The sequence below is a fragment of the Psychrobacillus sp. FSL K6-1267 genome (genome assembly GCF_038003265.1).
GTDB lineage: Bacteria > Bacillota > Bacilli > Bacillales_A > Planococcaceae > Psychrobacillus > Psychrobacillus faecigallinarum.
In genome coordinates, this window is the sequence record NZ_JBBOOR010000001.1 from 3,720,279 (window position 1) to 3,735,322 (window position 15,044).

13 protein-coding genes are annotated in these 15,044 nt (G+C 37.1%); 8 read left to right on the forward strand and 5 right to left on the reverse strand.

What is annotated here, in order from left to right:
- Positions 1-267 precede the first annotated feature (267 nt).
- From MHB55_RS19090 to MHB55_RS19100, 3 genes are all read right to left on the reverse strand, one after another.
- Positions 268-2,625, reverse strand: coding sequence for a penicillin acylase family protein (locus MHB55_RS19090; protein WP_340863836.1), 2,358 nt, complete (start codon positions 2,623-2,625; stop codon positions 268-270).
- 157 nt (positions 2,626-2,782) lie between these two features.
- The gene (murB, locus tag MHB55_RS19095) at positions 2,783-3,700 is read right to left on the reverse strand and encodes a UDP-N-acetylmuramate dehydrogenase (protein ID WP_151112449.1); all 918 of its coding nucleotides are present in this window, start codon (positions 3,698-3,700) and stop codon (positions 2,783-2,785) included.
- A gap of 76 nt (positions 3,701-3,776) precedes the next feature.
- Positions 3,777-4,082, reverse strand: a complete 306-nt coding sequence (locus tag MHB55_RS19100; protein WP_144539527.1) for a winged helix-turn-helix transcriptional regulator — start codon at positions 4,080-4,082, stop codon at positions 3,777-3,779.
- A 219-nt stretch (positions 4,083-4,301) separates the two neighbouring features.
- Between MHB55_RS19100 and MHB55_RS19105 the strand changes: the two genes are divergently transcribed.
- From MHB55_RS19105 to MHB55_RS19140, 8 genes are all read left to right on the forward strand, one after another.
- On the forward strand, positions 4,302-4,829 hold the full coding sequence (locus MHB55_RS19105; protein ID WP_151112447.1) for a YceI family protein: 528 nt from the start codon (positions 4,302-4,304) through the stop codon (positions 4,827-4,829).
- A 185-nt stretch (positions 4,830-5,014) separates the two neighbouring features.
- Entirely contained in the window at positions 5,015-6,202 is a 1,188-nt protein-coding gene (locus tag MHB55_RS19110; protein ID WP_340863837.1) for a hypothetical protein, read from the forward strand.
- 11 nt (positions 6,203-6,213) lie between these two features.
- Positions 6,214-7,461 carry a Zn-dependent hydrolase gene (locus MHB55_RS19115; protein ID WP_151112444.1) on the forward strand — a complete coding sequence of 416 codons (1,248 nt, stop codon included), beginning with the start codon at positions 6,214-6,216 and terminating at the stop codon, positions 7,459-7,461.
- The gene (locus MHB55_RS19120; protein ID WP_151112442.1) at positions 7,442-8,614 is read left to right on the forward strand and encodes an amidohydrolase; all 1,173 of its coding nucleotides are present in this window, start codon (positions 7,442-7,444) and stop codon (positions 8,612-8,614) included. Before MHB55_RS19115 ends, MHB55_RS19120 begins: the two co-directional genes overlap by 20 nt.
- Positions 8,615-8,754: 140 nt before the next feature.
- Positions 8,755-9,045: a hypothetical protein gene (locus tag MHB55_RS19125; RefSeq protein ID WP_151112440.1), complete on the forward strand. Its 291-nt coding sequence runs from the start codon at positions 8,755-8,757 to the stop codon at positions 9,043-9,045.
- Positions 9,046-9,115: 70 nt separating this feature from the next.
- Positions 9,116-10,837 carry an ABC transporter ATP-binding protein gene (locus tag MHB55_RS19130; RefSeq protein WP_151112438.1) on the forward strand — a complete coding sequence of 574 codons (1,722 nt, stop codon included), beginning with the start codon at positions 9,116-9,118 and terminating at the stop codon, positions 10,835-10,837.
- Between the two features lie 367 nt (positions 10,838-11,204).
- Positions 11,205-12,494 (forward strand): helix-turn-helix domain-containing protein, encoded by a 1,290-nt coding sequence (locus MHB55_RS19135; protein WP_340863838.1) that lies wholly within the window; start codon positions 11,205-11,207, stop codon positions 12,492-12,494.
- Positions 12,491-12,622 carry a hypothetical protein gene (locus tag MHB55_RS19140; protein ID WP_340863839.1) on the forward strand — a complete coding sequence of 44 codons (132 nt, stop codon included), beginning with the start codon at positions 12,491-12,493 and terminating at the stop codon, positions 12,620-12,622. The genes MHB55_RS19135 and MHB55_RS19140 overlap by 4 nt, the downstream gene beginning before the upstream one ends.
- 54 nt (positions 12,623-12,676) lie before the next feature.
- Here the strand turns inward: MHB55_RS19140 and MHB55_RS19145 are convergent, their stop codons facing one another.
- Positions 12,677-12,991 (reverse strand): DUF4288 domain-containing protein, encoded by a 315-nt coding sequence (locus MHB55_RS19145; protein ID WP_144539510.1) that lies wholly within the window; start codon positions 12,989-12,991, stop codon positions 12,677-12,679.
- Between the two features lie 266 nt (positions 12,992-13,257).
- On the reverse strand, positions 13,258-15,039 hold the full coding sequence (locus tag MHB55_RS19150) for an ABC transporter ATP-binding protein (protein ID WP_340863986.1): 1,782 nt from the start codon (positions 15,037-15,039) through the stop codon (positions 13,258-13,260).
- Positions 15,040-15,044: the final 5 nt, after the last annotated feature.

The following is a 15,044-nucleotide window of genomic DNA, read 5'->3' on the forward strand; positions in this document are numbered from 1 at the left end:
AATTTTTATAAAGTAACTTTTAGATTGCGGATTTCCGCTTTAGGCGAACGCTTTCCGCGGGAGGAGCATTAAGCCATCACCGTCGCATTCGCTCCGTTTGTGATGTCTTAGCTGTCTCCCTAATCCCGTCGGAGTCGTCGCCTGCCGCTACAATCATAGGCTGTGTCGGAATGGTATGTTTCATATAAATGCAGGTGCTCTGAATATTTTTCACTAAAAAAGGAACCGAGAGAAAAATTCTCGGTTCCCTAGCTGTCTTTCCATCTTCTAATTAGCTTTTAATATCAATTCAAAGCCTTCATCTATATCTCCATCAATTACCGTGGTGTGATAATTACCATCTGCCCAGTCTCTTACCTGGCTGTGATACCAATCAGATTTAACATGACCAACTTGGCCCGGACCTACAATATGGTACGCCTCTGAAAGGTCAGACAAATCGGCAACAAACCTCCAAGAGGCACCGTGATCTACACTACCATCTTCACCATAGCCTGCAGCTTGAACGGTAATATTAGACCCTCCAATAGGCACCGGCTTAGGATTTAAGAAATAGGCAAGTATTGGAGAGGCACTTGAGATTGGGTGATCGAAGGTTAATTGGTGGAAATCTCCCCATTTCCATTTGTCTTCATTTTCACCAAAATCCTCTTCTATCTCTTTCACAGTAATCACAAAGGAATCGTAGACCCATTTATCAATCCCACCATACTCTTCTAACCAAGCACTGGCTTCGTTTTGATAACCCTTTCTTAATAATTGATCAGAAATATTACCCTTGCCCGGTAACATTGCATAGACGTCCTCGGGCATTTGCCCTTCAAATAAAGTTTTTGGAAGCTGTTTCATCCATTTGTGGAAAACTAATGGGGCGGACTGATCTTTATCGTCCACTTGGTCCCAATTCTTTAACATGACTAATACATCCTTGTATTGCTCATTGCTATCTTGTTTTTCCACCGACTCTACCATCGAAGCTAAAAATTCCCTTGCATATAAGTTTTCTTGGTCCATCTGAAGGTCCATCATATCTTCTTTAGTAACGTCATCCTTGCCCTCAAGCACTTCGGCAATTCTTTCGTAGCGATAGGATTGAGCCCAAAAATCAGTTATATGATATGGATAAGAGTCATCTACTACCTCATTATTCGCTGTTGCGATAAAACCTTTCTCCGGGTTTACAACCGTGGGTAACTCATTGTAAGGAACATATCCAGTCCATCCGAATTCATTTGAATCTCCTGGAACCGGTAGCTGTCCATCCCCTGTTTTACGTAATGGAATTCTACCATTTGCTTTATAAGCAATTGTTCCGTCCTTCGCAGCAAATACAAAGTTTTGTGCAGGGGCATGAAAATCTTCTAGTGCATTCTCAAACTCATCCCAATTAGATGACTTATTCATCCTCAATATTGCCTGTAATTCTAAAGTAGGCTCTAGCGCTGTCCACTGCATAGAGAATAGACCTGAAGCTTCCTCCTCCTTGAACAGCACATCAGAGATGATTGGTCCATGCCGAGTCACTACAACCTCAAATGGCACATCCTCTTCTCCCTTTACTTTTATGTTCGTTTTCCGTATATCTGCTTTCTCCCATTTACCTTCATACATAAATTCCGTACGATTGTCAGGGTTCGGTGTTTCTATATATAAGTCCTGTACATCTGGACCTACATTCGTAACTCCCCATGCAACCTCTTCGTTATGGCCCAATATAATACCAGGGATTCCTGCAAAAATTACTCCGCTCACATTTTGGTTTGGTGATTCTAAATGCATTTGGTACCATATGGATGGTGTGCTAAGCCCTAAATGTGGGTCATCCGCTAAAAGCGGCATTCCGCTAGCAGTCTTCTCACCACTTACTACCCAGTTATTACTGCCATTAAATTCATTCGGCAGTACAGTAGCATCAAAACGGCCACTAACAGTAACTGGGTTCTTCAGATTTGCTTCAATAATAGATGGTGAATCCTCAGGATAAGTTATAAAAAGCTCTTCTGCTTTCTCTTGCTCGAACTCATTGATTGCCCAATGCCTGATTGCTAAGCTTGACCAGTTACCACCTAAATCATAAGCCATAAACTTTCCAATTGTTAAGGAATCAACCGGAGACCATTCTCTCGGCTCATAGCCTAGTAATTTAAATTCATAACTAAGCTTGCCCTCTTTTATCGCATAATCAATGAATTCATTTACTCCTTCTGAATACCAATCCAGCACTTGCTTTGCCTCATCACTATAGCCTGCATAGGATTTTTCTGCTGCATCTCGTAGGCTAAAAGTCAAAAAGAATTTATCTGTATCCAACGCGCCTTTGCCCACTACCTCAGCAAGCTGACCACTTGCCTGTCGTCTAGCTAAATCCATTTGAAACAAACGATCTTGCGCCTGAACAAATCCTTGAGCGCGATAAAGATCTGCATCGCTCTGCGCTTTAAGATGAGGAACCCCATCCTGATCCCTTGTTACCTTCACTTCTTCATCCAACACATCTACAGCCAGCTCACCACGAATAATAGGTTTAGTGTTAGACAAAAAAACATTTAAACCAACCACCCCCACAATTACAATAGTTACTAGAATCCCAATTATCCAGACAGCTACCTTCCAACCCTTTTTCAAATAATTACCCCCTTTATCTATCTATGACATAATTCGACGAAATGCATTTAACCCCTGCTCATCCGTTCAATTTCTTATAAAATAATCTAATGTAAGTCTCTAAATGAAAATAAAACAGGTTCTATGAATTATGTATATTCATAGAACCTGTTTTATATTATTTACTGTTCTCACCAACGATTTTAACTTCTAGTTCTAGTTCCACCCCGAAGTTGTCACGCACCGCTTTTTGAACCATTTCGATTGTATTAATATAATCTGTTGCTGTTGCATTGTTTTTGTTGACGATAAAACCTGCATGCTTGGTAGATACTTCTGCTCCACCAAACCCTTTACCCTGCATCCCGCTATCTTGAATTAGCTTACCTGCAAAATATCCTGGTGGTCTTTTGAAGACACTTCCTGCAGAAGGATACTCTAATGGTTGTTTAGATTCGCGTTGAAAGGTTAAATCAGCGATTTTTGCATTTACTTCCTCTGGATTTCCTTGTTTCAGCTCAAATTCCGCCGATAACACATAGTAGCCCTCTTTCGTAATGATGCTTTTACGATACTCTAACTCCAGCTCATCTTTTGAAAGAATAAGTTTTTCTCCGCTAGGTGTAAGAACGGTACATTGCAAGATTATATCCTTGATTTCTCCGCCATAAGCTCCAGCATTCATAGCCATTGCTCCACCAACTGTTCCCGGAATACCGCACGCAAATTCTAATCCTGCTAATGATTCCTTCGCAGCTGCTTTAGAAACATCAATAATAGCAGCACCACTTTCAGCATATACATGATTAGCTTCAATAATGATTTTATTCAGCTTTTCTAAGGAAAGAACAATGCCACGTACTCCCCCATCTCTTACAACCATATTAGAACCATTGCCTAACAATAACAGAGGAATTTTATTTTTATGAGTGTAATCAACTATGAAAGCTGCTTCATCCTCATTTTCAGGTGTAACAAATAAGTCAGCCATGCCACCCATACGTGTCATCGTGTGTACATGAAGTGATTCATCTATTTTTACATTATTTGGGTCTAGCTTTGTAATTAAGTCTTGGTACCATACTTGTTTGTTCAAAAAAGACAATCCTTTCTTCTTTAACCTGTCACCTTACATAGTATGCGTTTTCCTATATAAATTTTCAAGTTTATTATTATAACCAATCCTTGGACCAATTTTCAATCCCAGTTATAACATTTTTAAGGGCCATTCCTTTGTCAGTTAGGTTATATTCTACTCGAACTGGCACCTCAGAAAAAAGAGTTCTCTGAACAATACCTTCTCTCTCAAGCTCTTTTAATCGTTCAGACAACAAACGTCCACTAATAGGAAGAGAAGACTCTATTTCATTAAATCTTTTAGAGCCATCTAATAATTGATAAATAATTAAAGTTGTCCATCTTTTACCTAACAACTCCATAGCCTTGGAAAGTCGCGGACACAATGATAATTCTTTCATATAATTCACCTCTATCACTACGCATTATACGCCTTTTCATATTTTTTGTAAAACCAAAGTAATTAAATTACTTGACGTAATCATATTATTAAATTATAGTTACTTACATAAAGTAACTTGTAGCAAGTTGCTCACGACTCTCAAATATAAAATATTTGAGTCCACATCCATCTTTTAGATGATGGAGCCATAAAAATAGATTTATAGGAGGAAATGAAAATGACAAAATTTAACTTGGACGCAGCACATTCTAGTATCGATTTTTCTGTAAAACACATGATGGTTTCTAAGGTAAAAGGAAGCTTTACTAACTTCACTGCTGATTTAGAAGGAACTGCTGAAGACTTAACAGGTGCAGAAATTAATTTTAATATTGACGTTAATTCCATTAATACTAATCATGAGGATCGTGATAATCATTTACGATCAGAAGATTTCTTCGATGCTGAAAAGTATCCAAATATTAAATTTGTAGCAACAGATATTAAAACTACTGACGTAGGCGAATACGATGTAACAGGTGACATTACGATTAAAGACGTAACTAAGCCAGTTACATTCGAGGTTGAGTATGGTGGTAAAGGCAAAAATCCTTGGGGGCAAGAAGTAGTTGCTTTCTCGGCAGAGACTAAGATAAACCGCAAAGACTTTGGCTTAGTTTGGAACCAAGCACTTGAAACAGGCGGCGTATTAGTTGGAGAAGATATTAAAATTACAGTAGAGTTAGAACTGAATCCTGCTGAATAAAAAAATTTATGAAAAAAGGGCATTCCATAAGAAATGGAAATGCCTTTTTTTATATTTCTCAATGAAAACACTTACATAATTTTATTAATAAATTAATTATTCTGAAATATATTATATACTTTATTCCGATAAAGTTTTATGTTAATGTATTGATTATTCTTTATTGTCAGAAAGGACGGAAAATTATGCCGCAAATGCTTGCTTTAGTTATAGTTATTGCTATTTTATTTATTGGAGAATTGGTCTCCACTCGAACAAAGGCCTGGATCCCCTCTGTTTTTGTTTCAGCCGTCCTTTTCATCATTGGCTATTGGACCTTTTTCCCTAAGGAAATCGTATCTATAGCAGGAGTACCACCTGTAGTTGCAACTATGATGATTTACCTGCTAATCACTAATATGGGAACACTTCTTTCTCTTCAACAGCTAAAGGAACAATGGAAAACTATTTTAATATCATTAGCTGGTATTTTAGGTATAATTGTCGCTCTATTCACGATTGGAATTCTATTGTTTGATTTTGAAACTGTTGTGGTAGCTATCCCTCCATTAGTTGGTGGCGTTGTATCTGCATTAATCATGTCAGAAGGTGCGGCAAATGCAGGACTTACAACTTTGTCTGTATTTGCAATCGTTATCTACGTTATGCAGGGATTTGCAGGGTATCCCCTCACCTCAATTGTTCTCAAAAAAGAAGGAAAGGATCTACTTAACAAGTTCCGTCAAGGAAAATTAACTATTGCTGGGCAACTAGAAAATTCAACTGAGGATTCAAAAGAAGAACTTAAAATGTTTAAAAATTTACCTACCAAATACAATTCAGATTACTTCAAGCTATTTAGATTAGCGTTTGTCGGGTTCCTTGCATATGGAGTTTCTACTCTTTTAAATCCTATTGTAGAAATTAGTCCCTTTGTTCTCTGCTTATTATTTGGCATTATTGCTGGAAGTGTCGGATTCTTAGAACGTAACGTACTTCAAAAGGCAAATAGCTTTGGTATTTGTATTCTTGTTTTAATGCTATTTGTTTTCGATGCTTTAAAAAATGCTACACCTTCCATGATCATGGAAATTCTTTATCCTTTGGTGGGGACAATCGTTCTAGGTGTAATTGGAATGTACATATTCTCCTTTATCATCGGGAAAATTTTAAAGGTAAGCAAAAACATGGCATTTGCTGTTTCTTTAACTGCTTTATACGGTTTCCCTGCTGATTACATCATTACAAATGAAGTTATAAAGGCTTTAACAGAGGACGAGAAGGAAAAGGAAGTTTTAACTAGTCACATGCTTCCTCCAATGCTAGTAGGAGGATTCATCAGTGTAACTGTTGTATCTGTTATTCTAGCTGGTATTTTCGTAGGATTTTTATAAGGAGTGATAGAATGATAGCCAATCAGCAAAGAATTGAACAGCATATTAACCTATTAAGTGAATATACAGCAACTCCTGGAGCTGGAGTGACTAGACTTACATATTCAAAGGATGACTTAGATGCTAGAAACTATATTAAAGATAAAATGAAAGAATATAACCTCTCTGTATCGGAGGATGGCTTAGGTAACATATTTGGTAAATTAGTAGGCTCTAACCCTGAAGCCCCCTCTGTTTTAGTTGGCTCTCATTTCGACTCCGTGCCAAACGGAGGGGCTTATGACGGAGCTGCTGGTGTAATAGTAGGATTAGAGGTCGCAGCTCTTTATCAGGAACAGCAAATCCAACCAGTTAACTCGCTTGAGATTATTGCCATGGTTGAGGAGGAAGGAACTCGCTATGGTGGAGGATTAATGGGCTCAAGGGGAATGATGGGATTATTGTCAGAGGAAGATTTTCAAGCCCTCGTTGATAAAGACGGTATTTCTATAAAAGAAGCTATGACTAGTATTGGCTTGGATTGTACAAAGGAAAAATACCGTGACCCAAAATCAATTAAAGCCTTCTTGGAACTACATATTGAGCAAGGCCCTATTCTGGAGGAAAAAAATATATCCATTGGAGTAGTTGATGCAGTCGTGGGGCTGACCCAGCTAGAAGTCACTGTCCAAGGCATGGCCGGCCATGCAGGTACTACCCCTATGGACAGAAGGGCAGATGCATTAGTAATAGCAGCCGAAATAATATCAACATTTCCAAAGCTAGCTGAGGAAATTGGACATGGAACAGTTATTACAACAGGTCAGCTAGAAGTTTTCCCTAACGGTTCCAATGTGATTCCAAACAAAGTGATTTTTTCAGTAGACATTCGTTCTGGAGATGAAAAAAATGTTCAGTACTCGATTAGTAAAGTGAGGCAACTGATTGAATCTAAGACCACCCCAACCATACGAACTACTATAGAGCAGTTGCTTTATACTACTCCAAAAATGATGGACGAAAATATTGGTACTATTTTAACTGAAACCTGCGAGAAACTTGACATTCCCTATTGTCATATCAACAGTGGTGCAGGACATGATGCTATGATTTTCTCCGATTACACAGCTTGTGGAATGATTTTCATCCCTAGCAGAGATGGATTAAGCCATTGCCCAGAGGAATGGTCCGATGTAAACGATCTTGCTAAAGGGGCAACTATTTTATATGAAACAGCATTACGACTAACGGAGGGACAGCATGATAAACAATCAAATTAAAGAATCTATAAAAAACAATAGTAAGGAACTAGTCCAATTACGCAGAACATTGCATAGTGAGCCTGAATTGTCATTTGAAGAGTTTAAAACGACGGAATTTGTTTGTGATTATTTAGAAAAACTAGGAATCTCCTATCGAAAAACCAATCCGACTGGTGTTATAGCAGAGATTAAAGGAAATCCCGCTGGAAAGACAGTGGCTCTTCGAGGTGACATGGATGCATTATCCATCCAGCAGCTAAATGACGTCCCTTACGCTTCTAAGACAGATGGAAAAATGCATGCTTGTGGACACGATGCTCATACGTCCATGCTATTAATCGCTGCCAAGGCTTTATCAGTGGTGAAGGATCAGCTGCCAGGGAATGTTCGGTTATTTTTTCAACCTGCCGAAGAGGTCGCTCAGGGTGCTAAAGCTATGGTAGCACAGGGTGCTATGGAAGGCGTGGACAATGTTTTCGGTATACATATCTGGTCACAAATGCCGACCAACAAAGTATCCTGCACACCTGGCCCTTCGTTTGCAGCAGCAGATCTTTTCACAGTTAAATTTAAAGGACGCGGTGGACATGGGGCGATACCTGAGGCATGTATTGATGCTGCTCTTGTAGCTTCTTCCTTTGTGATGAATGTTCAGACAGTCGTATCGCGGACAATCGACCCGCAAAGCCCGGCAGTACTAACAATTGGAAAGATGGTGGTTGGTACGAGGTTCAATGTAATTGCAGAAAATGCAGAGATTGAGGGAACTGTTCGTACCTTCCATCCCGAAACTCGTGATTTTATTGAAAAATCCCTTACCCAGTATGCTGAAAACGTGGCGGCTATTTACGGAGCGACAGCAGAGGTAGAATACACACGTGGAACTGATGCGGTAGATAACGAGGAAGAAAGCGCAAAACTTGTTCAACAGGTTGCGGCTGAAGCATTTGGCCCTGATTCAGTTTATAACGAAAAGCCTACTATGGGCGGAGAGGATTTCTCAGCATTTTTAACAAAGGCACCTGGAAGCTTTGCCCTTGTAGGAAGTGGAAATCCAGAAAAGGATACAGAATGGGCCCACCACCACGGAAACTTTAATATCGATGAGGATGCACTTGCAACAGGAGCAGAGCTTTATGCTCAATACGCTTGGGCCTACCTAAATAAATAGAAAATCTTGAAAAGCTATTCTAATGGTCGATACACACCTAATAGAATAGCTTTTCCTTTTTTTGAAATTACTTTACTAATTGGAAACTATTTTCTTTATTTTTCGTATATACTAGGGAAAAAGAAATAGGAGGAAATAACATGGAAGACTTTTTTGGACTTTTTATTGGATTCGTTGCTGTAGTGATGGTTTTTTCAATCCCTTTAACCGCAATTTGGACAACCCATTTACGCAAAATGCAATCTATGAAATCTAAAGTAATCAAGGACGAAATTGAACTAGAAAAATTAAGATATGACAATTTCCTATTAGAAACGGAAAAAATGCGATTAGAATTGCAAAACAAACAAGCTAGTCTGTTAGAAATGTCTGCGGATCCGCTAGTTGTAGAACTACAAAAGAGACCTAAAGCAGAGACTAAGGCATTATAAGTATCGTGCAACTCACTGTTTGCACGATTTTTTTCTTTAAAAATTTACAAAGAAGAAAGGAGTGTTTAGGATGTCCTCATCCACTAAAAACTTTTTTCAATTACTGAAGAGTTTAAAATGGCCAATCAAAATGGCTATTTTAGCAATAGTCCTTTCCTTATTGAGCACTGTCATTAGTCTAGTTGTACCTTTAGTAACTAAAACCTTGGTTGATTCTTTAACCTCTGCTTCCTTCAACTGGACACTTATTCTCATATTATTGGGTGTATTTATATTGCAGGCGGTATTCGGAGGGTTCTCCTATTATCTCTTATCTTACATTGGTGAGTTTGTAGTTGCTGATTTAAGAAGGAAACTGTGGAGTAAGGTTCTCCATCTACCCGTCCCTTATTATGATCGCCATGAAAGCGGTGAGACAATGAGTCGTATCACACAGGACACGACCACATTAAAATCATTGGTTACCGACCATTTAGTCAATTTTGTGTCAGGCATAATAACGATAATTGGTTCAGTTATTATTTTATTTTTCATCGATTGGAAAATGACACTGATTATGCTGATTAGCGTACCATTAAGCATGGCAATTATGATTCCTCTTGGCTCCAAGATGCATAAGGTAGCTAAGGCTACTCAAAAAGAAATGGCCTCTTTTTCTGGATTGCTTGGCAGAGTACTTTCTGAGATAAGACTCGTTAAATCATATCGTGCAGAACGTACCGAAACAGCTAGTGGCGGAGAAGCCATTCATAGCTTATATCGATTCGGTTTAAAGGAAGCAAAAATCCAGGCATTCATATCCCCTTTAATGACACTTATAATGATGGGAATTTTAGTGGTCATATTAGGCTATGGAGGCTTACAGGTCTCTAATGGCAATCTCTCCGCTGGAGATCTTGTTGCTATTATCTTCTATCTTGTCCAAATTATATTTCCTTTTGCTCAAATGGCCACTTTCTTTACCTCCTTTCAGAAGGCGGTTGGAGCAACAGAACGTATTCAAGAGATATTTAAAATGGAAAGTGAGCCTATTGAACAAGAGGCAAACAAACCATTGGAGGATGGTGTTATAACATTCCTGGATGTTCATTTTTCGTATGGAGAAGACAAAAAAGTCATTAACGGAGTTTCGTTTGAAGCTAAACCAGGTACAGTTACCGCCTTTGTAGGTCCAAGTGGTGGAGGTAAAACAACTATATTTTCTTTACTTGAAAGGTTTTATGAGCCAAACGATGGTGTTATCTATTTTAACAACTCTCCTATCCAAGAACTTTCTTTAAGAGATTGGCGTTCGAAGATGGCTTACGTCTCACAGGAGAGTCCTTTAATGAGTGGAACGATTTTGTCCAATATGACTTATGGAATGACCGATATTCCCTCCATGGAAAAAATTAAAGCTGCAGCAGAATCGGCAAATGCCTCTTCCTTTATCGAAGAGTTACCAGACAAATACGATACATTGGTAGGCGAACGAGGTATGAAGCTTTCAGGTGGACAAAGACAACGAATTGCTATTGCGAGAGCCCTTTTACATGATCCTAAGATACTACTGTTGGATGAGGCTACCTCAAACTTAGATAGTGGATCAGAAACTTTTGTTCAAGAAGCTTTAGAACGGCTGATGAAAGGTCGCACCACTCTAATCATCGCTCACCGTTTAGCTACTATTATCCATGCAGATCAAATATTCTTCTTAGAACAAGGGAAAATTACAGGCAAAGGTACACACGAGGAATTAATAAATCACCATGAGTTGTATAGAGAATTCACTCAAGGCCAAGGGTTGTCTTGATAATCACATAAACACCATCAGTAATATTTTTAGTAGATTGTGAATAAAATTACTTAACCCTCAAAATTCACCTAAAAAAACAAAATTATAATGTAAATATTTTACTTTGAAGTCTCTAAACTACTATCTTAGTAAAGAAACACTGTAGTAAAATTAATTCAATTTAAATCCAATTAATAACAAAATTTAAAAGAAACATAACTATTTTATGAAAGTAAACGAAGAAAACCTCACTTTTTTGACCTATTTCGCTGTTCACTTTCATAATAATTCAATTCTATACTTTTTTCAGTTTTTTTATGCTATCTTTATTATAGTATCTGATTTTGTTTCCTATTAAGATCCTACTCGAGGGGGGTTGAATTAGGTGAATATAGGGCAGCTAATCAAATTAGAACGCCAAAGACAAAATATGAAGCAGGAGTATCTAGCTTCAGGTATTTGCGTTCCTTCTTACTTAAGTAGAATAGAAAATGGGTTAGTTATCCCTAGTGAGGATATACAGCAACACTTATTAAAACGATTAAACGTGCCTTTAGATGCATTAAATAATGATGGTGATGAAGCAAAATTATCGTACTTCAAATCACTTTTTAAATCAGTCATAAACTCTCGAGATAAACAAAAAGCAAAAAGTCTATATCAAGATGTCCATATTTACATAGAGGAACATCCATTTGAACCTAATAGACTTACTCTTCTAGTAATGGAAACAAGACTGATGCTTATGTTACCTAATTGCGCTAACGAAATTCATACAAATTTAGCAATCTTAGAAGAATTTAAAAAAGAAATGGATACTGAACAACTTTTTTATCTTTCAACAATTCAAGGTATTATAGCTTATCAAAACAATCAATTTCGACAGGCATCAGAGACACTGACACAAATTTTTACCCTTATCAAAAGCTATCGCATGGAAGATTGGGAAATGGCAGAATTGTATTATATTACTAGCTTAGCGGTCCTTTCTGAGTCAAGATATATATTAGCAATTGACTATGTAAAATCAGCCTTATCCTACTTTAATCAAGAAATACTAATTGAACGATCTATAGAGTGTTTAATTATCCTTGGTATAGCCCAAAAACATACTGGAGTCATTAAAGAAGCTGTTTTAACTTTTGAAAAAGCTAAAGACATCAGCTCTAAAATTGAATCTTCGAAGTTTAAAAGAAAATTAGAACATAATCTTGGTGCATGCCACTCTCTCTTAAAAAACCACAAGCAAGCCTTAATACATTTCCAAAATAGCTTAAATGAAAATTCAAACCCAGATGATAATATAGTAACAATTTTAACTATATTGAAAGAATATAATAAGACTTCTGATATAGAAAACGCTATTAAATGGTTGGAAAAAGGACTTAAATTGGTTGAATTATTGTCCGAAAAGAATAAAATATTTTATTATAATCATTTTGTAGTGTATAGAACTATTTTATATAAAGAAAAAGATTATATTAATACTTTTAAATCTATTTTAAAATATTTTGAAACAAATCAAGAATATAAATACTGTTTTATTTATGCTAATGTTTTTGCAAAAAAACTTGCTGAAGACAAACAATATAAATTAGCTACTGTATACTATCAGACTGCTTTTAATTATCAACTTAAACAATTAAATATTACCAGTTGGGAGGAATTATCATGAAAAAATTTATCATTGGTGTATTGTGCCTTTTAGGCCTTTTTACTGCAACAGTTTCCATCACTGCAGAAGTTGCAGTAGACGTTAAACCAGAAATCACTTCAATCAAACCTGGATTTAAGGCACTATAATATAACTTAAAGGTCCCCAGTTCTCTGAACTGGGGACCTTTTTTGATAATCTATTCAATAGGTTCTATCTAATTGTACTGCTTCGTCTAAAATAATATGGTGACTGTAGACTTCCGCAAATTCTAATGATTCTTCGATTTTATCAACCATTTCGAAAACATCAAGAATCATCACTAATTTTATTACTGTCTTTTCTCCAAAGGCATTGGTATAAGTGACGTCTTTAAAATGTTCCTTTACTAAACGATCTACATCTTCGAATCGAGGTGCTCGAACGATGTTTATCGTTTCTTCAAATGTTTTATTAGGCATAGATTCAGGCGAGGAAATATGTTCAAATAATAGTTTGACTGAAAACGTTCTCTCCATTTTTTTCACCTCTATTCCTTTTTTTTCTTATCTTAATTATTGTATATTTTTATGTTAAAAGCCATATCTTTAAGTTGTGAAAGTACCTTCTGAAAATAGCACTTAAACGTGAAAAATTATCGCTACTTTCATACTAATATTCCTTTCTTTTTTTATATAATTCGACTTATATTTTACTTTACCACCCTAAAGTTGCTAGTACTAAATTACTTTTATTTTAAAAAAGTCCTCTGAGGCCATTGACAATCCCCAGAGAACTTTTCCTTTTATATATTAAATTGACTTTCATATAGCTCAAAATAAAAGCCTTTTTTCAGCAATAATTCCTGGTGAGTCCCTGATTCAATAAGCTCACCTTGATGAATTACTAAGATTCTGTCTGCATTTTCAATTGTTTTTAGCCTATGCGCTATTACAAAGCTAGTTCGTCCTTCTGATAATCTATTTAGTCCACGTTGTATTTCAATCTCTGTTTTCGTATCTATACTAGAAGTAGCCTCATCTAATATTAGTATATCGGAATCAGCCAAAATCACTCGAGCGATAGCCAGTAGCTGTCTTTGGCCTTGGCTTAAGCTCGATCCACCTGATGTAATGAGTGTTTCATACTGCTCCGGCAAATGCTTGATAAACCCATGTGCTGATGCTAGCTTAGCAGCCTCAACTACTTCGTCATCAGAAGCATCTAATCGCCCATATCGGATATTCTCCATAATCGTACCTGAAAACAAGAATGTATCCTGAAGCACAATCCCGATTTTTTCACGTAGCTTGTTAACTTTATAGTCTTGTATATCAATTCCATCTATCTCAATTTTTCCAGAATCAATACCGTAAAAGCGCATTAGTAAATTTATAATGGTTGTTTTACCAGAACCAGTCGGACCAACTAGCGCAATCTTCTCTCCTGCTTTTGCTTGGAAGCTAATGTTCCTTAAGATAGATTCTCCCTTTTCATAGGAGAAATTCACATGAGAAAATTCTACAGTACCCTTCAATGATTCTATTTCTATGGCATTTGTCTTATCCACCATGTCTGGGGATTCATCCATAATCTCAAATACCCTCTCTGCCCCAGCAATTGCGGATTGAAAAGTATTTAGTAAGTTAGATAATTGGTTAATCGGACGGAAGAACTGTCGGGAATAGGTAACAAAAGCTGCAATGATCCCAACGGTAGCCATTTCCTGAACAGTCATAAGCGCACCAACCCCAATAATAAGGGCCAACCCAAGATTATTTATAAAGTTATTAATAGGCCCAAGAAAACCTGATACTGTATCCGCAGCCATTGCTGATCCTCTCAAACGCTCATTCACTACGGAAAATTTATTAAATGTATTTTCTTCTTGACCAAACAGGGTAATTACCTCATTACCTGAAATTGACTCCTCGATGAAACCATTTAACTCTCCTAAATCACGCTGTCTCTTAATGAAGTTACTACTGCTATATTTTATTATTTTCTTCGTTGTAAATATGATAAGCGGTATGATTAGTAGTGCTACTATAGCTAATAACCAGTTCAAAGCAAACATAGCAATCGTAACGCCGGCTACCATCAGAACAGATGAAAATATTTGAATAACGCTTTGACTCAATGCATTATTAAGACTCTCTATATCATTCGTGACTCGACTCATGAGATCTCCATGTGTCCGTTTATCAAAAAAGCGCAATGATAACGTTTGGAACTTGTTAAACAAATCTTGTCGAAGTGTTTGAATAGTTTTTAGCGATACACGTACCATTAAAAATGTTTGGAGCCATGTGAAAACGGAAGAAGCAATGTATACTATTCCTAAAAATATTAAGAATCGAATAGTGCCATCTAAATCCTTTGGAATAATATAATCATCGATAATTACCCCTATCAAATATGGGGCCAGCAAATTCAGCAAGGTCGAAATAATGACAAGGCCACTGGCTGCTATCAATGCTATTTTTTGCTTTTCCATATAGCGCCATATTCGTTTGATCGTACCCTTGCTATCCTTTGCTTTAACAACTGGTCCTCCGAATCCTCTCGGCCCTCTCGCTCGGCCCATGGCAT